At 72.1% G+C, this 21,958-nt stretch carries 21 protein-coding genes; 8 read left to right on the forward strand and 13 right to left on the reverse strand.

Annotated elements, in window-relative coordinates; genetic code table 11:
- Nucleotides 1-85: 85 nt before the first annotated feature.
- The 6 genes from AB0K17_RS01725 to AB0K17_RS01750 all read right to left on the reverse strand — a co-directional run bounded on the left by AB0K17_RS01725 (nt 86) and on the right by AB0K17_RS01750 (nt 6,881).
- Complete coding sequence (locus AB0K17_RS01725; RefSeq protein WP_365966870.1) at nt 86-2,623, reverse strand: SpoIIE family protein phosphatase; 2,538 nt, start codon at nt 2,621-2,623, stop codon at nt 86-88.
- A gap of 188 nt (nt 2,624-2,811) precedes the next feature.
- Entirely contained in the window at nt 2,812-3,231 is a 420-nt protein-coding gene (locus AB0K17_RS01730) for an ATP-binding protein (RefSeq protein ID WP_365966768.1), read from the reverse strand.
- Between the two features lie 192 nt (nt 3,232-3,423).
- Complete coding sequence (locus AB0K17_RS01735) at nt 3,424-3,825, reverse strand: (deoxy)nucleoside triphosphate pyrophosphohydrolase (protein WP_365966769.1); 402 nt, start codon at nt 3,823-3,825, stop codon at nt 3,424-3,426.
- A 59-nt stretch (nt 3,826-3,884) separates the two neighbouring features.
- Nucleotides 3,885-4,064, reverse strand: coding sequence for an SPOR domain-containing protein (locus AB0K17_RS01740; RefSeq protein WP_344436710.1), 180 nt, complete (start codon nt 4,062-4,064; stop codon nt 3,885-3,887).
- Between the two features lie 159 nt (nt 4,065-4,223).
- Nucleotides 4,224-5,867 (reverse strand): APC family permease, encoded by a 1,644-nt coding sequence (locus tag AB0K17_RS01745; RefSeq protein ID WP_365966770.1) that lies wholly within the window; start codon nt 5,865-5,867, stop codon nt 4,224-4,226.
- Nucleotides 5,868-6,128: 261 nt separating this feature from the next.
- Nucleotides 6,129-6,881: a GntR family transcriptional regulator gene (locus AB0K17_RS01750; RefSeq protein WP_365966871.1), complete on the reverse strand. Its 753-nt coding sequence runs from the start codon at nt 6,879-6,881 to the stop codon at nt 6,129-6,131.
- 337 nt (nt 6,882-7,218) lie between these two features.
- Between AB0K17_RS01750 and AB0K17_RS01755 the strand changes: the two genes are divergently transcribed.
- On the forward strand, nt 7,219-7,971 hold the full coding sequence (locus tag AB0K17_RS01755) for a carbonic anhydrase (RefSeq protein ID WP_365966771.1): 753 nt from the start codon (nt 7,219-7,221) through the stop codon (nt 7,969-7,971).
- Nucleotides 7,972-8,053: 82 nt separating this feature from the next.
- Here the strand turns inward: AB0K17_RS01755 and ychF are convergent, their stop codons facing one another.
- Entirely contained in the window at nt 8,054-9,142 is a 1,089-nt protein-coding gene (gene ychF, locus AB0K17_RS01760) for a redox-regulated ATPase YchF (RefSeq protein ID WP_365966772.1), read from the reverse strand.
- Nucleotides 9,143-9,383: 241 nt separating this feature from the next.
- On the opposite strand from ychF, the gene AB0K17_RS01765 reads away from it, so the two are divergent.
- On the forward strand, nt 9,384-9,935 hold the full coding sequence (locus tag AB0K17_RS01765) for a DUF6542 domain-containing protein (protein WP_365966773.1): 552 nt from the start codon (nt 9,384-9,386) through the stop codon (nt 9,933-9,935).
- On the opposite strand, the gene ppgK is transcribed toward AB0K17_RS01765, so the two are convergent.
- The gene (gene ppgK, locus AB0K17_RS01770; protein ID WP_365966774.1) at nt 9,832-10,596 is read right to left on the reverse strand and encodes a polyphosphate--glucose phosphotransferase; all 765 of its coding nucleotides are present in this window, start codon (nt 10,594-10,596) and stop codon (nt 9,832-9,834) included. The two genes, AB0K17_RS01765 and ppgK, sit on opposite strands and share 104 nt — an antisense overlap.
- Before the next feature lie 29 nt (nt 10,597-10,625).
- Nucleotides 10,626-11,630, reverse strand: a complete 1,005-nt coding sequence (locus tag AB0K17_RS01775; protein ID WP_365966775.1) for a 4-hydroxy-3-methylbut-2-enyl diphosphate reductase — start codon at nt 11,628-11,630, stop codon at nt 10,626-10,628.
- Between the two features lie 76 nt (nt 11,631-11,706).
- Here AB0K17_RS01775 and AB0K17_RS01780 point away from each other — a divergent pair, with 76 nt between their 5' ends.
- From AB0K17_RS01780 to AB0K17_RS01795, 4 genes are all read left to right on the forward strand, one after another.
- Entirely contained in the window at nt 11,707-13,047 is a 1,341-nt protein-coding gene (locus tag AB0K17_RS01780) for an APC family permease (protein ID WP_365966776.1), read from the forward strand.
- A gap of 96 nt (nt 13,048-13,143) precedes the next feature.
- Entirely contained in the window at nt 13,144-14,403 is a 1,260-nt protein-coding gene (gene xseA, locus AB0K17_RS01785) for an exodeoxyribonuclease VII large subunit (protein ID WP_365981755.1), read from the forward strand.
- A gap of 10 nt (nt 14,404-14,413) precedes the next feature.
- Nucleotides 14,414-14,680, forward strand: coding sequence for an exodeoxyribonuclease VII small subunit (locus tag AB0K17_RS01790; protein WP_365966778.1), 267 nt, complete (start codon nt 14,414-14,416; stop codon nt 14,678-14,680).
- 131 nt (nt 14,681-14,811) lie between these two features.
- A complete protein-coding gene (locus AB0K17_RS01795) occupies nt 14,812-15,402 on the forward strand; it encodes a malonic semialdehyde reductase (RefSeq protein ID WP_365966779.1) in 591 nt (196 codons plus the stop codon).
- Nucleotides 15,403-15,447: 45 nt separating this feature from the next.
- Here the strand turns inward: AB0K17_RS01795 and AB0K17_RS01800 are convergent, their stop codons facing one another.
- Complete coding sequence (locus AB0K17_RS01800) at nt 15,448-15,987, reverse strand: DUF4245 domain-containing protein (protein WP_365981756.1); 540 nt, start codon at nt 15,985-15,987, stop codon at nt 15,448-15,450.
- A gap of 189 nt (nt 15,988-16,176) precedes the next feature.
- Between AB0K17_RS01800 and glpX the strand changes: the two genes are divergently transcribed.
- The gene (glpX, locus tag AB0K17_RS01805; RefSeq protein ID WP_344436696.1) at nt 16,177-17,208 is read left to right on the forward strand and encodes a class II fructose-bisphosphatase; all 1,032 of its coding nucleotides are present in this window, start codon (nt 16,177-16,179) and stop codon (nt 17,206-17,208) included.
- A 96-nt stretch (nt 17,209-17,304) separates the two neighbouring features.
- Here glpX and AB0K17_RS01810 read toward each other — a convergent pair whose 3' ends face one another.
- On the reverse strand, nt 17,305-17,661 hold the full coding sequence (locus AB0K17_RS01810) for a WhiB family transcriptional regulator (protein ID WP_365966781.1): 357 nt from the start codon (nt 17,659-17,661) through the stop codon (nt 17,305-17,307).
- A 172-nt stretch (nt 17,662-17,833) separates the two neighbouring features.
- The gene (locus tag AB0K17_RS01815) at nt 17,834-18,490 is read right to left on the reverse strand and encodes a DUF1707 domain-containing protein (protein ID WP_365981757.1); all 657 of its coding nucleotides are present in this window, start codon (nt 18,488-18,490) and stop codon (nt 17,834-17,836) included.
- 196 nt (nt 18,491-18,686) lie between these two features.
- Here AB0K17_RS01815 and AB0K17_RS01820 point away from each other — a divergent pair, with 196 nt between their 5' ends.
- Entirely contained in the window at nt 18,687-20,357 is a 1,671-nt protein-coding gene (locus tag AB0K17_RS01820; RefSeq protein WP_365966782.1) for a fumarate hydratase, read from the forward strand.
- 51 nt (nt 20,358-20,408) lie between these two features.
- Here AB0K17_RS01820 and AB0K17_RS01825 read toward each other — a convergent pair whose 3' ends face one another.
- Entirely contained in the window at nt 20,409-21,941 is a 1,533-nt protein-coding gene (locus AB0K17_RS01825) for a ricin-type beta-trefoil lectin domain protein (RefSeq protein ID WP_365981758.1), read from the reverse strand.
- Between the last annotated feature and the right edge of the window lie 17 nt (nt 21,942-21,958).

Consider the following 21,958-nt stretch of genomic DNA (forward strand, 5'->3'; position numbering starts at 1 on the left):
GGCACCCCATCTGCGGGCGCGTCGTGGCTTGTCGCGCAGTTCCCCGCGCCCCTGACGGGGCACTGCATGATCCGCCGGACACGGCCTAGTACAGGCTCAGCAACGCCTCCACCGCGTCCGGGGCCGGGGAGTCCTCGTCCGGGAGGCTCAGTTCGAACCAGACCGTCTTGCCGAGCGGCGTCCGCCTGCTGCCCCACGCCGCGCTGAGCAGGCCGACGAGCTGCAGGCCGCGCCCGCCCTCGTCCGTGTCGCGGGCCCGCCGGCGCCGCGGCTGGACGTGGCCGCCGTCCCACACCTCGCACACCAGCGTGCGGTCCAGCAGCAGCCGCAGCCGGATCTCCCCCTCGCCGTACCGCAGCGCGTTGGTCACCAGTTCGCTGACGAGCAGCTCGGAGGTGTCGACGAGGTCGTCCAGGCCCCAGCTCTCGAGCTGCTCGCGCGCCAGCTCGCGGGCGCGGGCCACGGAGCGCGGCTCGGGCGGGAGGGTCCAGTCGCCGACGCAGCCGGGGCGCAGGCCGCGCAGGCGGGCCATGAGCAGGGCGATGTCGTCCTCGCCGTGGTGGGTGTTCAGGGCGCCGAGCACGTGGTCGCAGACGTCCTCCAGCGGCCGGTCGGGGTCCTGGAGGGCGTCGCGGAAGGCCTGCAGGCCCTCGTCGAGGGGGTGGTCGCGGGATTCGACGAGGCCGTCGGTGTAGAGGGCGAGCAGGGCGCCGTCCGGCAGCTCGACCTCCGTCTCCTCGAAGGGCTCGCCGCCCACGCCCAGCGGCATGCCGGGCGGCACGTCGAGCAGCATGGCCGGCTCGCCGGCCTCGACGAGCACCGGCGGCAGGTGGCCGGCGTTGGCGACGGTGCAGCGCCGGGTGACGGGGTCGTAGACGGCGTACACGCAGGTGGCGAGGTAGACCTCGGAGAGGTCGGCGGGGCGGACGGAGCCGCGCACGCCGCGGGAGGCGGACTGCTTGCCGCCGGGGCGGCCGAGCCCGTGGGCGATCTCGTCGAGGGCGGAGAGCACCTCGGCGGGCTCCAAGTCGAGCATGGCGAGGGTGCGCACGGCGGTGCGCAGTTCGCCCATGGCGACGGCGGCGCGCAGGCCGCGGCCCATGACGTCGCCGACGACGAGTGCCGTGCGGTGTCCGGGCAGTTCGATGACGTCGAACCAGTCGCCGCCGACCTCGGTGGCCGCGTTGCCGGGCAGGTAGCGGCAGGCGATCTCGACGCCGGCGGCCTCCGGGTCGCCGGGGGGCAGCAGGCTGCGCTGGAGGATGAGGGCGCGCTCGTGTTCGCGCCGGTAGAGGCGGGCGTTGTCGATGCAGACGGCGGCGCGGGCGGCGAGTTCGACGGCGAGGGCGGTGTCGCGCTCGCCGAAGGGCTCGCTGCCCTTGGTGCGGGAGAACTGGGCGAGGCCGAGCACGGTGTCGCGGGCGACCATGGGCACGGCGAGGGTGGAGTGGACGACGGCGCCGAGCTCGGGGCCGTCGTCGCTCTCGCGGCCGGGGACGACCTGGACGTGGGCGGTGCGCAGGGCCTGGGCGCAGGGCGAGTGGAAGGGGTAGCGGTGGACCTCGCCGACCTGGACGGGCTTGCTGTCGGCGGCGTCGAGGGGGGCGCCGGAGACGGCGCTGGAGTAGGCGACGCGGCGCAGTTCGGCGCTGCCGTCGGCGAGCCCGGGCGGGGCCTCGTCACCGGCGAGCAGGCCCTGGTAGAGGTCGACGGAGGCCAGGTCGCAGAACTGCGGGACGGCGACGTCGAGGAGTTCGCGGGCGGTCTTCTCCAGGTCGAGGGAGTTGCCGATGCGGGCGCCGGCCTCGTTGAGCAGGGCCAGGTTGCGGCGTACGCCGGCGGCCTCGCGTTCGGCGCGGCGGCGGCCGGTGACGTCGGTGGCGATGGCGGCGACGCCGATGGGCCGGCCGCTGCCGCTGTGCAGCCGGTAGAGGGAGACCGACCAGCGGCGGCGTTCGTTCTGGCCGGGGACGGGGCCGACGAGTTGGATGTCGGCCACCGGTTTGCCGGTGTCGAGGACCTGGCGCAGGGCGGCGGTGAGGCGGTCGGCCTCGGAGCGGGGCAGGAAGTCGTGCGGGGTGCGGCCACGGTGCCAGGCGGCGGGGCGGCCGAAAGTCTGGGCGAAACTCTCGTTGACGCGGAGCAGGGTGAGGTCGGTACCGAAGAAGAAGAAGCCGAGCGGAGATTGGCCGAAAACGGCTTCCGAAGCAGCAATGTCGGTCTCTATTCCGCGCAACGCCTTGACGTCGACGGCGACGCACAGGGCGGTGCGGTCGCCGGAGGCGTCCTCGCCGGGCATCACATAGATCTCGGCGAGCCCCTCGGGGCGGCCGTGGGCGCCGTCGCGCTGGTAGGGCACGAGGCCCGTCCAGGCCCGGCCGTCGGGCCCGTCGTCGGCGAGGAAGGGTGCGGGCGCGGGTGCGCCGGGCCGGCGCCCGTACCGGCCCTCGCCGGCGGGGGCGAAGACCTCCTGGGGGTCCTTGCCGACGGCGTGCCGTGCCGTTATCCCGAAGAGTTCGGCGGCCCGGTCGCTCCACTGCGCGATGCGGCCGTCGGCGCCGAGGGAGAAGGAGGCCACGCGGATGTGGTCGTAGAGGGAGCCGGGCGGGCTGTTCTGCCACATCGAGGTGGCGCCCGCACCCTCCGGCCTGCCCGCCGTACCCGCTGGCTTCTCGCTCACGTGCCCGTCCCCTCCGGCTCTCGTGCTCGCACCGGCATCAGAAGGCCGAGTATCCAGCACAGGGGGCCTTCGGAACACGGACTTCACGATCACAGCACGGTCTCAACCCGCTATGTATTCTCCCTGGGTTACTAACCGGGCAGGCTCAGCTCGAACCACACGGTCTTCCCCTGGTTACCAGGGCGGGTTCCCCAGCGGCGGGAGGCCGATGCCACCAATTGCAGGCCACGGCCGCCCTCGTCGTCGGCGTCGGCCGCGCGTTCGCGGGGCGGGTCGGGCAGCGGGTCGGAGACCTCGACCAGCAGGCTGGGGCCGGCGTGGGAGTACATCCGAAGGCCGATGGGGCCGGTGGCGTGCCGCAGGGAGTTGGTGACGAGCTCGCTGACGAGCAGCACGGTGACGTCCACGACAGAGTCCAGGCCCCATTCGTGCAGGGTGTCGCGCACGAGCGTGCGGGCGGTGCGCACGGCGCCGGCCTCCGCGGGGAAGCTCCATTCGGCGAAGCCGGGAGTCGACGCCAAGGTCCCCGTGCTGTCGCTCACGCCGACCACTTCCCAGACCGCTGCACGACCCCTCCGGCATGTCCGTCTTTGGGGCTAATAATCAGCACATACCCGGTATGGGGGTCGGACTATCTTCCCTGACCGGGACCGTCCGCCTCAGGTGCCGCATTCGGCGTACAGAAAGCGGTCAGCCGGCCGGTCAGGAGATGCCGGTCAGGAGATCCGATCAGGAGGTGCTGGTCAGGAGATGCCGCTCAGGAGCCGGGCGGCCGCGGCGACCGCGGGGCGGTCCTGCTCCAGCCAGTCGACGTCGTCGATGTCACCGGGGGCCAGCCAGCGCAGCTCGTCGTGGTCCTGCAGCGGCTGCGGCTCGCCCGCCACCAGACGGGCCGTCCAGACCTGCAGGACGTAGCCGGGCTTCAGCGGCCACTGTCCCGCGATGCGCTCCAGCGGCTCGGTCTCGACGCCGAGCTCCTCGCGCAGCTCCCGTACGAGCGCCTGCGGGGCGCTCTCGCCGGGCTCCAGCTTGCCGCCGGGCAGCTCCCAGCGGCCGGCGAGCTCGGGCGGCGCGCTGCGCCGCGCGGCCAGCAGCCGTCCTTCGTGGAGAACCGCTCCGCCGACCACCACACGCTCGCTCGTCACGAGGGGTAAGCGTAAGGCCCGGCACCCTGGGGGTGCCGGGCCGGGGCGGCGCCGGAGCACTAGGTGACGGCCCGGCCGACCCGCTCGACGACGTACAGCCGTCGGTTGCCCTCGGCGTCGAGCCGGTCGGCCACGCGCTCCGCCTCCGTCCTGGTGGCGTAGCGGCCGACGCGGTAGCGGTTGCCGTTCTCGTCCTGGCGGATCACGAGCCAGGGCAGGACCGGTCCGGTGTCCGTCATCGCTCCTGCCCTCCCGCTGTCGCCGCGTGCACCGGCGCACGCCCTTCGGTGACTACTTCCGAAGAAACCGCAGTCCGCATATGCCCGAGCGTACGCCCGGACTTTACGCACCGGATACGGGTTTTCACGAAGAGGTACGCATTCGGCCACGCGAGCGGATCACTTCGCCGGGGCGAGCTCCTGCTCCTCGGCGACCTCGGTCTCGGCGAGGTCGTTCATTTCCTTCTCGACCTGCTCAAGGGTGGGGTTGCGCCACGCGCTGCGCACGCCCCACACGTAGAAGACCAGAGCGATCAGGACAACCACGGCGATGTCCACGCCCTCCGGCAGGTAGCCCTTGCCGCCGAACTCGGTGCCGCCGGCCCACGAGACCAGCGCCATCACCAGCAGGTAGGTCACCATCCAGGCACCGGCCTGCAGGTGCGGCTTGAGCTCGGCCCAGGGCTTGCGCAGCTCGTACCAGGCCCAGATCGGCAGGCCGATGGCCATGATGAAGATGACCTTGCCCGTCAGCGGCCAGCGGGCCCAGTACATGACCAGCGAACCGAAGATCATCGCGATGGGGGCGATGACCGGCATGGCCTTGAGCTTGACCGGGCGCTTCATGTCCGGCGCGATGCGGCGCAGCGACATCACGGCGACGGGGCCGGTGATGTAGGAGATGACGGTGGCGACACCGACGATCTCGGCGATCGAGCCCCAGCCGCGGAAGACGGCCAGGAAGACGAAGGAGATCACGAGGTTGAGCAGCAGGGCCGGCTTCGGGACACCGGTCTTGGGGTCGACCTTGCCGAAGACCTTGGGCAGGTGGCCGTTCTCCTGGACGCCGTGGATCATGCGGGAGGTGGTGGCCGCGTAGATCATGCCGGTGCCGGACGGGGAGATGAAGGCGTCCGCGTAGAGCAGCAGGGCGAGCCAGTTCAGGCCCCAGGTGATGGACAGGTCCGCGAGCGGGGACTTGTACGCCAGGGTGTTCCAGCCGCCGGAGAGGTCCGCGGCGGGGACGGCCATCAGGAAGGCGATCTGCAGCGCGATGTAGATGACCAGCGCGATCAGGATGGAGCCGACGACGGCCTTCGGCAGCGACTTGCCGGGGTTGCGGGCCTCGGCGGCCATGTTCAGCGGCGACTGGAAGCCGTTGAAGGCCCAGACGATGCCCGCGACGGCGACGGCGCTGAAGACGGCGCTCCAGCCGTTGGGGGCGAAGCCGCCGTGGGCGGAGCCGACGTTGCTGGTGTCGAAGTGCGCGAAGATCAGCGCGCCGGCGGTCAGCGCCGGGACGACGACCTTGAACACGGTGATCGCGTTGTTCGTCTTGGCGAACAGGGTGATCGCGAACCAGTTCAGGAAGAAGTAGAAGACGACCAGCACGCTCGCCGCGGCGAGGCCGGTGCCGGTGAGCTCCTTGCCGTCGAAGAGCTTGCCCGCCCAGTCGAACTTCCAGGAGCTCATGTACTGGATCGATGCGGTCGCCTCACCGGGGATCACGGAGACGATGGCGATCCAGTTGGCCCAGGCGGCCATGTAGCCCGCCAGGGAGCCGTGCGAGAACTGCCCGTACCGCACCATGCCGCCCGCCTTGGGGAACATGGAGCCGAGCTCGGTGTAGGTCAGGGCGATGGTCAGCGCCACCACGGCGCCGATGACCCAGGCAAAGATCGCGGCGGGGCCGGCGAGCACAGCGGCGCGCTCGGCGCCGAAGAGCCAGCCGGAGCCGATGATCGACCCGAGGCCGACGGCCGTCAGGGCCGTCGTGCCGAGGGTCCGGCGGTAATTCGAATGGGAACCCTGTTCGGTACTCAACGCCCCGGATCTCCTTCTCTTTCTCATCCCCCACGGCAGGAACACAAACCGCGCCATCGTACGGGCGATTTAGCCGAGTTGGTTAACGCCAAAAGGCCCTGAGCTGGGAGTTTGTGAGTTTTGCCACATCGATGACGGGGCTTCCGAACCGGGGCGAACCGGGACAACCCCTCTGCTTTCTGCCCGCCGGCACGGCCGGCGGGCAGGGCGGGGCACGGATCGTCACACTGACCCGCGAGTAAGTTCACATCGGGTTCACGCCTACTTCACCGGCAGGTGGTAGGCGACCCGGTACCGCTCGGCGAGCATCACGACGTCCGCCGTCTCCACGGGACAGCCGCCCGCGTAGTACGTCCGCGAGACCACCAGCACGCCGTGACCGGGCACCCCGCCGAGCGCGAGCGTCTCCTCGGCCAGCCCGGGGCGCGCACTGACCTCCTCGGTGACGTTGTCCACGATCAGGTCGATGGCCGCCATCCGGTCCACCACGCCCCGGCCCGCCAGCGGCCCCTCCTCCGGCAGCATCACCGGCGTGCGCCCGGTCAGCGCCAGCGGCTCGAAGGAGGTCGAGAGCATGCAGGGCTCGCCGCCGGAGCGGAAGAGGTAGTCGGTGCGCATCACCTTCTCGCCCGGCCCGATCCGCAGCCGCCGCGCGATCCGCGCGTCGGCCGGCACCTGCTCGCTGCGGGACTCCCAGGTGCCCTTGACCCGCTCGTTGGCCTGCTCCTGGCGGAACGGGGTGGACTCCCCCACCCCGCGGTACCCCGTGCGCACCACGGCCCGGGGCACCGGCTGCTCGCGCACGTACGTCCCCGAGCCGGATCTGCCCTCGACGAGGCCCTCCGCCATCAGGACCTTGCGGGCCTCCAGGGCCACGGTGTCCGAGACGCCGTACTGCTCCCGGATGCGGGCCTGGGACGGGAGCCGGGTGTGCGGCGGCAGCTCGCCCGCGATGATTTTCTGCCGGAGATCGCCGGCCACTCGAAGGTATGCGGGCTGGTCACCGAAGGCCACGTCCACTCCCAAGGGGTTGACAGTCCGCAACAGCTTGGCAACCGAACGTTGCGGTCCGCAACCTCTGGCCATGGCGCGACCCTCCGCAGCGATTCCCAGCTCAGCCCGCGCAGCCCCGCGCCGCGCCACCGCACGTGCGCCAGGCACCCCCGGGCGGCACCTCCGCGGAGCCCCGGCCGCCGGCGAGCACGGAGCGCTACCAACCGTCCGGTCCGCATGCTCCGCGTGCCGCCCGGCCACCGCCCGGGCGAGTTCTGCGGCCCCCCGGTGGCGCCTTCCGCCGGTTTCCCCCCTCGCGCCCAACAATCGCCTGGTCATGAGCGAGAGGAGCCGACCGATGCACACCACGAGGCACCCGGAGCGCAGGGCCCTGTTCGATCGCAGGACCCTGCTCGCCGGCGGACTGGCGACCATGGGCGCCGCCCTGGTGGGCTGCACCCCGACGAGCGCCGACCCCTCGGCGACCGGCTCCCCGTCGGCCCGGCCGGCCACACCCGCCGCGGCCTTCACCCGGCTCATGGACGGCAACAAGCGCTGGGTGAACGGCCACCTCCAGCACCCCGACCGGGACCCGGACCGGCGCCACGCCGTGGCCCAGGCACAGGAGCCCTTCGGGTCGGTCCTTTCGTGCATCGACTCCCGGGTGCCGCCCGAGCTCCTCTTCGACACCGGGCTGGGCGATCTGTACGTGATGCGCACCGGCGGCGTGACGGTCGGCCCGATCGTGACCGGGTCCGTGGAGTACGGGCCGATGACCAGCGGCACCCCGCTCGTCGTGGTCCTCGGCCACCAGCGCTGCGGCGCCGTCAAGGCGGCGTACGACTCCCTGCGGGGCGGCAAGCCGCTGCCGGGCAACCTGGAGGCGATCGCCCAGGCGCTGCGCCCGGCGTACGAGCAAACGACCCGCAAGGGCGGCGGCTCCGACCCGGTCGAGACCATGACCCGCACCCAGGTCGAGCTCGCGGCGTCCGACCTGCGCTCCAACAAGGACCTGGCCCCCCTCGTGAAGAAAGGGGCGCTCGCCGTGGTCGGCGCCTATTACTCGCTCGACACCGGGAAGGTCGAGGTCCTGAGCGGCGCACCCTCCTGAAGACCGCATGACGACACGCCCCCGACGACACGCGGAAGGGCCGGGCTCGACGGAGCCCGGCCCTTCGCAGCGTTGGGAACGATCAGACGTTGAAGCGGAACTCCACCACGTCGCCGTCCGCCATCACGTAGTCCTTGCCCTCCATGCGGGCCTTGCCCGCGGCGCGGGCCTCGGCGACGGAGCCGGTGGCGACGAGGTCCTCGAAGGAGATGACCTCGGCCTTGATGAAGCCCTTCTGGAAGTCGGTGTGGATCACACCGGCGGCCTCGGGGGCCGTTGCGCCCTTCTTGATCGTCCAGGCGCGGGACTCCTTGGGGCCGGCCGTCAGGTAGGTCTGCAGGCCGAGGGTGTCGAAGCCGACGCGGGCGAGGGTGGCCAGGCCGGGCTCCTCGGCGCCGACGGACTGCAGGAGCTCCATGGCGTCCTCCTCGTCCAGCTCGGCGAGGTCGGCCTCCAGCTTGGCGTTGAGGAAGATGGCCTCGGCGGGGGCGACCAGGGCGCGCTGCTCGTCCTTGAAGGCCTCGTCGGTCAGCTCGTCCTCGTCGACGTTGAAGACGTAGAGGAAGGGCTTGGTGGTCAGCAGGTGCAGGTCGTGCAGGAGCTCGGCCTTCTCCGAGCCCTGGACGATGCCGGCCGAGAAGAGGGTGGTGCCCTCCTCCAGGATGGCCTTGGCCGCCTCGACCGCCGCGACCTTGGGCGCGACGTCCTTCTTGATCCGCATTTCCTTCTGCAGGCGCGGCAGGACCTTCTCGATGGTCTGCAGGTCCGCGAGGATCAGCTCGGTGTTGATGGTCTCGATGTCGTCCTTGGGCGAGACCTTGCCGTCGACGTGGACGACGTTCTCGTCCTTGAAGGCGCGGATGACCTGGCAGATGGCGTCCGACTCGCGGATGTTCGCCAGGAACTTGTTGCCCAGGCCCTCGCCCTCGCTGGCGCCGCGCACGATGCCGGCGATGTCGACGAAGTCGACGGTGGCGGGCAGGACGCGCTGGGAGCCGAAGATCTCGGCCAGCTTGGTCAGGCGGGCGTCGGGCACGCCCACGACGCCGACGTTCGGCTCGATGGTGGCGAACGGGTAGTTGGCCGCCAGGACGTCGTTCTTGGTCAGGGCGTTGAACAGGGTCGACTTGCCGACATTCGGCAGACCGACGATTCCGATCGTGAGCGACACGTGGCGACTTCCCGTGGGTTCCGTAGGGACGAGGGGCGCGCGCCCCGTGACGCGGCCGGTCCACCAGTCTACGGGGCGGTGGCGCACACCGGCCCCTGACGGATGATCCATCGAACACACGCCCAAGGTGGTGCAAACGGCGTGTCCCGCCCCGGATTCCGCTCCGGGGCCTGCCTAGTTTGGTCGCGTGGAGCAACCCAGCACGCGCACCCCCCAGCGGGGACCCCGCCGTGGATCCCCCGTGCCCCGCCCCTCCGCCCCCGTGGGACAGCGCCACGGCGCCGCCCGCGAGCACGAGCGGCACCCCGGGCCCGGCTCGCGCCCGGTCCTGCGGCGGCTGCCCGCCGCCCGGCTGACCGGGCTGGGCAGCGGGCTGCTGACGACGCTGGCCATGCTGGCCGCCGGCTACCTGGATTCGCTGGTGGGCGGCTCGCCCCGGCTGTACGGGGGGTGCTTCCTGCTCGCCGCCGCGGCCTGCGCCCTGTGGGTGCGCCCGGTGGACCTGATGACCGCCCCGGTGAGCGTGCCCATCGCCTACGCGGTGGGCGCGATCCCGCTCAGCGACGCCTCGGGCGGCTTCGTGGGGCGGGTGATGAGCCTGGTGACCATGCTGTCGCTGAGCGCGGCCTGGCTCTACAGCGGCACCCTGCTCGCCGGGCTGATCGCGCTCTGCCGCCGGATCGCCCTGATCAGGGTGCGCCGACGGGAACGACGGCAGCGGCGGCAGCAGCCATCGCGGCCCCCACGATCCCCGCGTTGTTCTGCAGACGGGCGGGGACGACCTCGGCGCTGACGCCCTCGATCAGCGGCAGGAACTTCTCCGCCTTGCGGCTGACGCCGCCGCCGATCACGAACAGTTCGGGCGAGAGCAGCATCTCCACATGGGCCAGGTAGCGCCCCACCCGCTTGGCCCAGCGGCCCCAGGTGAGGTCCTCCTCCTCCTTGGCCCGGGTGGAGGCGCGGGTCTCCGCGTCGTGGCCCTGCAGCTCCAGGTGGCCCAGCTCGGTGTTGGGCACCAGCCGGCCGCCCGAGAACAGGGCGCTGCCGATGCCGGTGCCGAAGGTCAGCACGACGACCGTGCCCGTACGGCCCTTGCCGGCGCCGTGCGTCATCTCGGCCAGGCCGGCCGCGTCCGCGTCGTTGAGCACCGCCACCGGCACGCCGAGGGCCTCGCCGAGCAGCGCGGCGGCATCGGTGCCGACCCAGCTCTTGTCGACGTTGGCGGCCGTACGCGTCCTGCCGTCCACCACCACGCCGGGGAAGGTCACCCCCACCGGCCCGCCCGGCCGGCCGAAGTGCCCGACCACCTGCCGCACGCCCTCGGCCACCGCCTGCGGGGTGGCCGGGTGCGGGGTGAGCACCTTGAAGCGCTCCTGCACGAGCTCCCCGCGGACCGGGTCCACGGGAGCCCCCTTGATGCCCGATCCGCCGATGTCCACGCCGAATGCGTTCATACGGACACGCTACGGCGTGGCGACGCCCGTCACCCCTCGGACGAGGTGCCCTCGGCGGGGGCGACCAGGGTCGCGGCCTCGGCCCGCAGATCGCGCCGGAGCTCCTTGGGGAGCGAGAAGGTGATCGACTCCTCGGCGGCCTTGATCGTCTCGACGTCCTCGTAGCCGCGCTGGGCCAGCCACTCCAGGACGCCGTCGACGAGGATCTCCGGAACGGAGGCGCCGGAGGTGACGCCGACGGTGTTCACGCCCTCCAGCCACGCCTCGTCGATCTCCTCGGCGAAGTCGACCAGGTGGGCGTCGCGGGCGCCGGCACCGAGGGCGACCTCGACCAGGCGCTTGGAGTTGGAGGAGTTGCGCGAGCCGACGACGATGACGAGGTCGGCCTCGGCGCCCATCTGCTTCACGGCCAGCTGGCGGTTCTGCGTGGCGTAGCAGATGTCGTCGCTGGGCGGCGACTGCAGCAGCGGGAAGCGCTCCTTGAGCGCGTCGACGGTCTCCATGGTCTCGTCGACCGACAGCGTGGTCTGGGAGAGCCACACGACCTTCTCCGGGTCGCGGATCTCGACGTTCGCCACGTCCTTGGGGCCGTCGACGAGCTGGATGTGCTCGGGGGCCTCGCCGGAGGTGCCGATGACCTCCTCGTGGCCCTCGTGGCCGATCAGGAGGATGTCGTAGTCCTCCTTGGCGAAGCGGACGGCCTCCTTGTGCACCTTGGTCACCAGCGGGCACGTGGCGTCGATGGTGGCCAGCTTGCCGCGCGCGGCCTCCTCGTGGACGGTCGGGGCCACGCCGTGCGCCGAGAAGATGACGATGTTGCCCTCGGGCACCTCGAACGTCTCGTCGACGAAGATCGCGCCCTTCTTCTCCAGCGTCTTGACGACGTACTTGTTGTGCACGATCTCGTGCCGCACGTAGACGGGCGCGCCGTACTGCTCGAGGGCCTTCTCGACGGCGATGACGGCACGGTCCACACCCGCGCAGTAGCCACGGGGGGCTGCGAGCAGGACCTTGCGGGCGGAGGTGGCAGTCATGCGGTCCATCGTACGGGCCCCCGCCCACCGGCGTGGCCCGCCCGGCCGCCCGCCGGCCGCACCGAATACTGGCCCCATGGCCCCTCGCTCCGCCCCGCGCGCCGCCGTGCCGCCGCCGCACGGGGACGAGTCGCTGCACCGGTCCCTGTCCTTCCGCGACCTCGTCGTCTACGGGCTGCTGTTCATCGCGCCCATGGCGCCGGTCGGCGTCTTCGGCACGCTGTCGGCCAGGTCCCACGGCGCGGTGGCACTGGTCTACCTGGTCGCGACCCTGGCCATGGCCTTCACGGCGCACTCGTACGCCCGCATGGTGCAGGTCGCCCCGCAGGCCGGCTCGGTGTACGCGTACGCCCGGCTCGGGCTCGGCGAAGGGCCCGGCTTCGTGGCCGGCTGGATGGCGATGCTCGACTACCTGCTCATCCCCGCCGTCGCCTACCTCTTCTCCGGCATCGCCCTGCACGCCCTGGTACCGGCGGTCCCGCAGTGGGCGTGGACGACGATCGCCGTCGCGGTGACCACCGGGCTCAACCTGTGGGGCGTGCGCACGGCGGCCCGCGTGGGCCTGCTGGTCCTGGCCATGGAGATCGCCGTCCTCGCCGTCTTCGTGGCGGCCGCCACGGTCGCCCTGGCGCAGGGCGGGGCGCGCCGCGACTGGCTCGCGCCGCTCACCGGAGAAGGCGCCTTCGACACGGGCGCGGTGCTGACAGCCGTGTCGGTGGCGGTGCTGTCGTACCTGGGCTTCGACGCGATCGCCACCTTCGCGGAGGAGGCCGCGGGCGGCTCGCACAAGGTCGCCCGGGCGGTGCTCACGTGCCTGGCGGTCGCGGGCGTGCTCTTCGTCGCCCAGACCTACCTGGCCGCCCTGCTGGCCCCCGCCTCGCCCGCCGAACTGGCGGCACAGCCGGCCCGGCAAGGGGCGGCCTTCTACGACACGGTCGACGCGGCCACCGGCACGTGGCTGCACCACCTGGTGGCGGCGAGCAAGGCGGTGGGCGCGGCGTTCGCCGCCCTGGCCGGACAGGCGGCGGCCGGACGCCTGCTGTACGCGATGGCACGCGACCGGCGCCTCCCCCGGGCACTGGCCAAGGTGGACGGTACGTCGGGCGTCCCCCGGCGGGCGCTGCTGGGCGCGGCCGCGATCACGCTGATCGCGGCGGTGTGGGCGGCCTGGCGCCCGGACGGCCTCGACCGGCTGGTGTCCGTGGTCAACGTGGGAGCGCTGTGCGCGTTCGCGCTGCTGCACATGTCGGTCCTGGCGTGGTTCCGGGGGCGGGGGGCGCTGGTGCCGGTCTGCGGGCTGGCGGTGGTGCTGGCGGTACTGGCGAATGCGGCGTTGACGGCGCAGCTCGTCGGCGTGGCCTGGCTGGCGGTGGGCCTGGTGGTCCTGGCCTTCCAGTGGCGCCCGGCGCCGGGGTGAGGGCACCGTCCAGCGGGCGGGACTAGGGCCCGGCCCGCCGCAGGCGCACCACCCGCGACCCGCACCCCTGTCACCCCTCCCCACTACGCTCGCCCCATGGCTGTGCACACCTCCCCCGACACCCCGCTTCCCGTCGGCCAGGTCAGCCGCCTCATCGGCGGGTGGATCGACCGGCTGGGCGCCATCTGGGTCGAGGGGCAGATCACCCAGCTCTCCCGGCGTCCGGGTGCCGGCGTGGTGTTCCTGACGCTGCGCGACCCGTCGCACGACATTTCGCTGACCGTCACCTGTTATCGCGCCGTCTTCGACCGGATTGCGGACGTCGTCTCCGAGGGCGCCCGGGTGGTCGTGCACGCGAAGCCGGAGTGGTACGCCCCGCGGGGGCAGCTGTCGCTGCGGGCGACGGAGATCCGGCCGGTGGGGGTGGGCGAGCTGCTGGCGCGGTTGGAGCAGTTGAAGAAGTCCCTGGCGGCGGAGGGTCTGTTCGCGCCGGAGCGCAAGCGTCCGCTGCCCTTTCTGCCGCAGCTGATCGGCCTGGTGTGCGGCCGGGCGTCCGCCGCCGAGCGGGACGTGCTGGAGAACGCGCGGCACCGCTGGCCGGCGGTCCGCTTCGAGGTGCGCAACGTGCCGGTGCAGGGGGTGCACGCCGTGCCGGCCGTGGTCGAGGCCGTGCGGGAGCTGGACGCGCACGCCGACGTGGACGTGATCGTCGTGGCGCGCGGTGGCGGCAGCGTGGAGGATCTGCTGCCGTTCTCGGACGAGGAGCTCGTGCGGGCGGTGGCCGCCTGCCGTACGCCGGTGGTGTCGGCCATCGGCCACGAGCCGGACACGCCGCTGCTGGACCTGGTGGCCGACCTGCGGGCCTCGACGCCCACGGACGCGGCGAAGCGCGTGGTGCCGGACGTGGGCGAGGAGCTGGCGCGGGTGCGTCAGCTGCGCGAGAGGGCCCTGCGCTGTGTGACCGCGCACCTGGACCGGGAGGAGCGGGGGCTGGCGGCGGCGCGGGCGCGGCCGTGCATGGAGCGGCCGCAGCGGATGGTGGAGGAGCGTGCCGAGCAGGTGGACGCGCTGACGGCGCGGGCCCGTCGCACGCTGGGCCACCTGCTGGACCGGGCAGAGTCGGAGCTGGCGCACACCCGGGCCCGGGTGGTGGCGCTCTCCCCGGCGGCGACGCTGCGCCGGGGGTACGCGGTGCTGCAGCGTGCGGACGGGCACGTGGTGCGCTCGCCGGAGGAGGTGGCGCCGCAGGAGCGGCTGCGTGCGCGGGTGGCCGAGGGCGAGTTCGCGGTGGAGGCCGTGGCGGGGGCCGACGCGCCTGCGGCCGCGGGGCCGGGCGCTGTCGTACCCCCCGCATAGGCTGGTGGGCATGGCGACGACGACTGGTGCCGGTGGGGCCGTGGACGATCTCGATGCGCTGGGCTACGAGCAGGCGCGTGACGAGCTGATCGAGGTGGTGCGCCGGCTGGAGGCGGGCGGCACGACGCTGGAGGAGTCGCTGGCCCTGTGGGAGCGGGGCGAGGCGCTGGCGAAGGTGTGCCGGCGCTGGCTGGAGGGGGCGCGGGCGCGGCTGGACGCGGCGCTGGCGGAGGAGGAGACGGCCGAGGCGGCGGGGGAGCCGGCGGAGTCCGACTGACGGTTCGAAGCACGGCGATGTGACCCGGGTCTCACGAACTTCCAATTTAGTTGAAAATTCATCTACCTCGGCGTACGTTGAGGGAGTCGGCCAAGCCGCACCCCGTACCGCTTTTGGAAGGTTGCACCGAAATGACCCTCGCCCTCGACGCCGCCGCTCAGGACCTGCTGTTCCGCGAGGCCCACACCGCCAACACCTTCACCGACGAGCCGGTGACCGACGAGCAGATGCAGGCCGTCTACGACCTGATCAAGCTCGCCCCCACCGCCTTCAACCAGTCGCCGCTGCGCGTGGTGCTGGTCCGCTCGGCCGAGGCCCGTGAGCGCCTGGTGCCGCTGATGGCCGAGGGCAACCAGGCCAAGACCGCGGCCGCGCCGCTGGTGGCCATCCTCGCCGCGGACAACGAGTTCCACGAGGAGCTGCCGGCCCTGCTGCCGCACTTCCCGCAGGCCAAGGAGCTGTTCTTCAGCGAGCGCCCGGTCCGCGAGCAGTCCGCCGCGATGAACGGCGCCCTGCAGGCCGCGTACTTCATCCTCGGCATCCGCGCCGCCGGCCTGGCCGCCGGCCCGATGACCGGCTTCGACTTCGCGGCCGTGCAGAAGGAGTTCCTGGACGACGACCACGCGCCGCTGATGATCGTCAACATCGGCAAGCCGGGCGCGGACGCCTTCTACCCGCGCTCCCCGCGCCTGTCCTACGAGCAGGCCGTCACCACCGTCTGACGCGCCCGTCGCAGCTCTTGTCGGCCGCCGTGTGCGCGCCCCGGGTCAGCCCTTGGCCTTCCCGGTGCGCAGCGCGGCGGCCATTTCCATGAGCCGCTCCTGCGTGGCACTGCCGGTCACCACGGTGGTCACGCCCGGCTCCTCGCGCACCAGCGCGTTGTACTTCGGCCCCTCGTAGCGCTGCCAGACGGCGCCGCCGATCTTCTCCGTGCGGCCGGTCTTCTCGGCGCGCTGCGTCACCTCGTCGACGAAGGCCGGGGCCGGGCCGTCGCTCTGCTCGACCGCCACGTACTGCCGCTGCGGGTCGAGGAAGCCCAGGTGCCACGCGGAGCCCTGCTTGCCGCCCGCCTTGTACGACACGGACGTCGCCCGCCAGCCCTCGCCCAGGCCCTCGGGGGCGGCCACCGGGTAGGGCGCTGCCCGGCGCGCGGTGTCGAGCTCGACGCGGTAGCCGATGGTGCGCACCGGATCGCCGCTGCCGTCGTGCGGGATGAAGAGGTAACTGAGTGCGGCCACCGGGATCACCACCGCCAGCGACAGCAGCATGTTCCGGATGGTCTGGGTCTTGCCGTTCCTACCTGCCACGCCCCCATCGTCCCCCATGCTCCGAGGGATCTTGACGCCGACCTGACTGCTCAAACGTGGGGCGCCCTGCTCACTTAGGCAATCAACCGATAAAGTCATGACACCCTCACCCTCCCGGCCCACCCGTGGCCCGGGAGGAGCCCCACGGCCGCCGCCGTACAGAGCCGCCGTACAGAAAGGTGCGCCCCGATGTCCGATCACCACCTGCCGTCCCAGCTCGAGGTCAGTCCGGAGGCCCCCGACCGCAACCTCGCGCTGGAGCTCGTCCGTGTCACCGAGGCCGGTGCCATGGCCTCGGGCCGCTGGGTGGGCCGCGGGGACAAGAACGGCGCCGACGGCGCGGCCGTCCGGGCCATGCGCGCGCTGATCCACACCGTCTCCATGAACGGCGTCGTGGTCATCGGCGAGGGCGAGAAGGACAACGCCCCGATGCTCTACAACGGCGAGCGGGTCGGCGACGGCACCGGCGCCGAGTGCGACGTGGCCGTGGACCCGGTCGACGGCACCACGCTGACCGCCAAGGGCATGGCCAACGCGGTCTCCGTGCTGGCCGTCGCCGAGCGGGGCACGATGTTCGACCCGTCCGCGGTCTTCTACATGGACAAGCTGGTGACGGGCCCGGAGGCGGCCGACTTCGTCGACATCGACGCGCCCGTCGCGGTGAACATCCGCCGTATCGCCAAGGCCAAGCGCTCCTCCGTCGAGGACGTCACGGTCGTCGTCCTGGACCGCCCCCGGCACGAGGGCCTGGTCAAGGAGATCCGCGAGGCCGGCGCCCGCATCAAGTTCATCTCCGACGGCGACGTGGCCGGCGCGATCATGGCGGCCCGCGAGGGCACCGGCGTCGACCTGCTGCTCGGCGTCGGCGGTACGCCGGAGGGCATCATCGCGGCCTGCGCGATGAAGTGCCTGGGCGGCACGATCCAGGCCAAGCTGTGGCCGAAGGACGCCGAGGAGCGGCAGCGGGCGCTGGACGCCGGCCACGACCTCGACCGCGTCCTGCACACGGACGACCTGGTCAGCGGGGAGAACGTGTTCTTCGTCGCCACCGGCATCACCGACGGCGAGCTGCTGCGCGGCGTGCGCTACCGCTCCGAGACGGCGACCACCCAGTCGCTGGTCATGCGCTCGAAGTCGGGCACGATCCGCCTGATCGACTCCGAGCACCGGCTGTCGAAGCTGCGCGCCTACAGCACCATCGACTTCGAGCGCCCCAGCTGACGCACGGGCGCCTGCGCACCGAACGGGCCGGGCCCCGCCGTCGAACGGCGGGGCCCGGCCCGTGGTGGAGACGACAGGCGGCCAAGGAGCGCGGCGTCAGCCCGCGGCGGCCACCTGGGCGGCGCGCTGGAGGTCGGCGTCCCGGCGACGGCGCCTGGCGAGCACGACCCGGCGCTCGGCCGCGGTGAGCCCGCCCCACACCCCGTACGGCTCGGGCTGCAACAGCGCGTGCTCCCGGCACTCGACCATGACCGGGCACCGGGCACAGACGCGCTTGGCGGCCTCCTCGCGGGAAAGCCGGGCAGCGGTGGGTTCCTTTGATGGTGCGAAGAACAGCCCTGCCTCGTCCCGGCGGCACACCGCCTCCGAATGCCAGGGGCCGGCCTGTTCCCGAGCGGAAATCCGCTGGGACGGAACGGCGGCTTCCTGCAGGGGCTGATGCGGTAGCAGCACGGTCTACTCCTGACGACGGCTTTGCTCGGCCGATTTGAGTCACCTTTGCCCGCCTCGACGCGCACGGCCATTCGCACCCGTAGCCGTCCGAGAGGCGATGCACCAAGCTTTACCCGCTGTGCGCGAGCTTATTCACACCGTTGCCATGAGCGGAATATCCTCGCCTGCCCCGTCACCCCTCCCGGCTCAGCCGCTTGATCCGCTTGCCCCGCCGGGTCCGCGCCTCCACACCGCCGAAGAGGGCGAAACCCGTGACGATCACCATCGGCGCGTCCGGGTCGGGGGACTCGTTGGCGCGCACCTCGAAGCCGCCGAAGACGCCGGTTCCGCCGCCGCGCAGGGTCACATTCTCCGGCACCTTGATTTCCACGCCGCCGAAGGCGCACCAGGCGTTGACGACGATCTGCCGGTGCTCGAACAGCGCCTCCGTGAGGTCCACCTCCACGCCGCCGAACACCGCGATTGCATTCGTGCGCGCGCCCACCCGCCAGCGGCCCTTGCGACTGGCGCCACCGAAGACGGCGACGAGATTCTCGGCCGGCGCCGCGACGGGGCGTACGGAGGCGTCGTACGGGCGCGTGGAAGCGGGCCCCACGGCTCCGGGGGCCCGGGCGGCCTCCCGGCCGCCGGGCAGGTCGTGCACCAGCGGCTCCAGCTCCGCGTGCGTCTTCGCGCTGTAGACCGCGCCGATGCGCTCGGAGTGCTCCTCGGCCGTCAGCCGGCCCTCGGCGAGCGCCTCGCGCAGGATGCCGGCGACCCGGTCGCGGTCGGCGTCGGAGGCGCGCAGCGCGGGCGGTGCGGGCTGTCCGGGCTGCTTCGTGAGCGACACGCGCTCAGGGGATGAGTCGTCCACGTCCTTCAGATTAGCGATACGCGATAGATCGCGATAGCGCTGTACCGGCCGTCGGGGAACCCAAGTGAGTCCTACCTCACCTGCGTCCGCGCCTCCGGGGGTTTTAGGCTGTTTCAGCGCTGCCGAAGACGTCGGCGCACAGCCGTCTGCCGAGTGAGGAATGGCCGCCGCGATGCCCGCGAAGTCAGCGAACTCAGAGTTTGCGTACACCGACCTGCTGCCCCTGGGCGAGGACACCACGCCGTACCGCCTGGTGACCGCCGAGGGCGTGTCCACCTTCGAGGCGGACGGCCGCACCTTCCTCAAGGTGGAGCCGGAGGCGCTGCGCAAGCTCGCCGCCGAGGCCATCCACGACATCCAGCACTTCCTGCGGCCCGCGCACCTCGCGCAGCTGCGGAAGATCATCGACGACCCCGAGGCGTCCGCCAACGACAAGTTCGTCGCGCTGGACCTGCTCAAGAACGCCAACATCGCCGCCGCCGGCGTCCTGCCCATGTGCCAGGACACCGGCACCGCGATCGTCATGGGCAAGCGCGGTCAGAACGTGCTGACCGAGGGCGAGGACGAGAAGGCCCTCTCCCGCGGCATCTTCGACGCCTACACCGAGCTCAACCTGCGCTACTCGCAGATGGCGCCGCTGACCATGTGGGACGAGAAGAACACCGGCTCCAACCTGCCGGCGCAGATCGAGCTGTACGCCACCGACGGCGGCGCCTACAAGTTCCTCTTCATGGCCAAGGGCGGCGGCTCGGCCAACAAGTCCTTCCTCTACCAGGAGACGAAGGCCGTGCTCAACGAGGCGAGCATGATGAAGTTCCTGGAGGAGAAGATCCGCTCGCTCGGCACGGCCGCCTGCCCGCCGTACCACCTGGCGATCGTCGTCGGCGGCACGTCCGCCGAGTACGCGCTGAAGACCGCCAAGTACGCCTCCGCGCACTACCTCGACGAGCTGCCGGAGGAGGGCTCCCCGCTCGGCCACGGCTTCCGCGACAAGGAGCTGGAGGAGAAGGTCTTCGAGCTCACGCAGAAGATCGGCATCGGCGCGCAGTTCGGCGGCAAGTACTTCTGCCACGACGTCCGCGTCGTGCGCCTGCCGCGCCACGGCGCGTCCTGCCCGGTGGCCATCGCCGTCTCCTGCTCCGCCGACCGCCAGGCCGTCGCGAAGATCACCGCCGAGGGCGTCTTCCTGGAGCAGCTGGAGACCGACCCGGCGAAGTACCTGCCGGAGACGACCGACGAGCACCTCGGCGACGACGAGGTCGTCCGCATCGACCTCAACCGGCCGATGGACGAGATCCTCGCCGAGCTCACCAAGTACCCCGTCAAGACCCGGCTCTCGCTGACCGGCCCGCTCGTCGTCGCGCGCGACATCGCCCACGCGAAGATCAAGGAGCGGCTGGACGCGGGCGAGGAGATGCCGCAGTACCTGCGCGACCACCCGGTCTACTACGCGGGCCCGGCCAAGACCCCCGAGGGCTACGCCTCGGGCTCCTTCGGCCCCACGACGGCCGGCCGCATGGACTCCTACGTCGAGCAGTTCCAGGCCGCGGGCGGCTCGAAGGTCATGCTCGCCAAGGGCAACCGCAGCAAGCAGGTCACCGACGCGTGCGCCGCCCACGGCGGCTTCTACCTCGGCTCGATCGGCGGCCCGGCGGCGCGCCTGGCGCAGGACTGCATCAAGAAGGTCGAGGTCGTCGAGTACGAGGAGCTCGGCATGGAGGCGGTCTGGAAGATCGAGGTCGAGGACTTCCCGGCGTTCATCGTTGTGGACGACAAGGGCAACGACTTCTTCACGGACCCGGCGCCGGCCCCGACGTTCATGACGATTCCGGTGCGGAAGTAGCGCAAACGCCGGACGGGCTGAACAGCCCGTCCGGCGTCCGAGGACGTACGGCTACGCGAAGCGCTGCGCGCCCGAGCCGTCGCACTTCTGCAGGCGCACCGGCTCCTTCGCCCCTGCCAGCGTCAGGCACAGGTCCTGCGCCGCCGTCGGGCGGAACGTCGAGCCCGACCGCACGAACTGCTGGTTCGTGCCGCCGTGGCAGTTCCACAGGGTCACCGCCGCCCCGGCCGTGTAGCGGCCGCCGGGGACGTCCACGCAGCGGTCGTGCGTCAGCGCCGTGTGCAGGGAGCCGCGCCCGGCGTCGTACCACCACTGCTGGTTGCGGGCCCCGGCCGTGCAGGGCCAGCCGCCCACCGTGGTGCCGTCGGCGCTGGCGGCGCCGTACGCGTCCACGCAGGTACCCGCCGCTTCACCGCGCAGCGGCCGGTACGCGTCGTCCCACGCGCCCGCGTACAGCTGCGGCGTGCCCGTGCTCGCGGGGTCGGCGCAGCCGGCCTCGCGGTAGCCGGACGTGTACAGCTGGGTGAGGCAGGACGCGAAGGCGCCGTGGCCGCGCTGGTTGGGGTGGAAGGACTGCCGTACGGAGTTGGCGTCCGGCGGGAAGGGGTTGGACAGCTCGATCCACAGCCCGCGTGCCCAGGGGTCCTCCATGCACACCTCGTGGCCGTGGAAGAGGCGGGAGTTGTCGAGGAAGTACACGCCGGTGTCCCGGGCCACCTGCCGCATGCCGCGTTCGAAGGCGGGCACCGCAGCGTTGCGGCCCCAGGCGGCGTCGGAGGTGTGGCCGACGCAGCCGCCGGGGATCTTGCCGGGGAAGTCGGGGTTGTCCTCGATGTCGGGCCCGATGGGGCTGGGGTAGCCCATGACGACGAGTTTGTAGTCGCCGTCGGCGTAGCCGGCGTCCGTCATGACCTTGCGCAGGTCCCGTACGGTCGCCTCGACCTTGGGCACCAGGCCGTCGACGCGGGCCTGCCAGCCGGGGGCGTACTTGGGCTCGCAGGGCCCCTGCAGCAGCAGGTAGCGCTCGACGCAGTCGGTCATCACGGGGCCGAACTGCAGGTCGTCGTTGGCGCCGGCGACCAGGAGCACCATCTTCACGCGCGTGGTGCGGGCCTTGACGGCCAGGGCGTCGCTCTGGACGAGCTCGTCGGCGTACTGCTTGCTGCCGCCGATGCGGATGTTGACGGTGGAGGCACCGGAACAGGCCACGTTGTAGGTGAGGTCGGCGGGTATGCCGGTGCGGTGGATGGCGGCGTCGGGCGAGCGGTGGCACCAGTTGTCCGGCCCGTCGGTGCCGCGCTCGTACGTTCCGACGCCCTCGCCGGAGATCTCGCTGTCGCCCAGGGAGAGCAGCGAGGTCTTGCGCTGGTCCATGGGCCGCTCGGCGGCGTCGCCGTAGAGCTTGACGGATTCGGCCGCCCGCAGCTTTTCGAGGTCGGGGGCGAGGGGGGTGGACGCGGTGGTGGTGCGGGGCGCGGCGGCGGCCGCCGCCGGTCCGCCGACGGTCAGTCCGCCGACCGCCGCCGCGAGGGCGGCGAGCGTGGCGAGGGAACATCGCAGGGTGGGTCTGCGTGTCCGGGACATGGAGCCTCCCCGAGTTC

The organism is Streptomyces sp. NPDC049585 (assembly GCF_040675615.1).
Lineage (GTDB): Bacteria > Actinomycetota > Actinomycetes > Streptomycetales > Streptomycetaceae > Streptomyces > Streptomyces luteosporeus.

Coding starts and splice junctions, on each gene's coding strand:
- AB0K17_RS01725 (WP_365966870.1), bottom strand. CDS start 2,623: ATGTGGCAGAACAGCCCGCCCGGCTCCCTCTACGACCACATCCGCGTG.
- AB0K17_RS01740 (WP_344436710.1), bottom strand. CDS start 4,064: ATGACGGACACCGGACCGGTCCTGCCCTGGCTCGTGATCCGCCAGGAC.
- AB0K17_RS01755 (WP_365966771.1), top strand. CDS start 7,219: ATGCACACCACGAGGCACCCGGAGCGCAGGGCCCTGTTCGATCGCAGG.
- ppgK (WP_365966774.1), bottom strand. CDS start 10,596: ATGAACGCATTCGGCGTGGACATCGGCGGATCGGGCATCAAGGGGGCT.
- AB0K17_RS01775 (WP_365966775.1), bottom strand. CDS start 11,630: ATGACTGCCACCTCCGCCCGCAAGGTCCTGCTCGCAGCCCCCCGTGGC.
- AB0K17_RS01780 (WP_365966776.1), top strand. CDS start 11,707: ATGGCCCCTCGCTCCGCCCCGCGCGCCGCCGTGCCGCCGCCGCACGGG.
- xseA (WP_365981755.1), top strand. CDS start 13,144: ATGGCTGTGCACACCTCCCCCGACACCCCGCTTCCCGTCGGCCAGGTC.
- AB0K17_RS01790 (WP_365966778.1), top strand. CDS start 14,414: ATGGCGACGACGACTGGTGCCGGTGGGGCCGTGGACGATCTCGATGCG.
- AB0K17_RS01795 (WP_365966779.1), top strand. CDS start 14,812: ATGACCCTCGCCCTCGACGCCGCCGCTCAGGACCTGCTGTTCCGCGAG.
- glpX (WP_344436696.1), top strand. CDS start 16,177: ATGTCCGATCACCACCTGCCGTCCCAGCTCGAGGTCAGTCCGGAGGCC.
- AB0K17_RS01820 (WP_365966782.1), top strand. CDS start 18,687: ATGCCCGCGAAGTCAGCGAACTCAGAGTTTGCGTACACCGACCTGCTG.
- AB0K17_RS01825 (WP_365981758.1), bottom strand. CDS start 21,941: ATGTCCCGGACACGCAGACCCACCCTGCGATGTTCCCTCGCCACGCTC.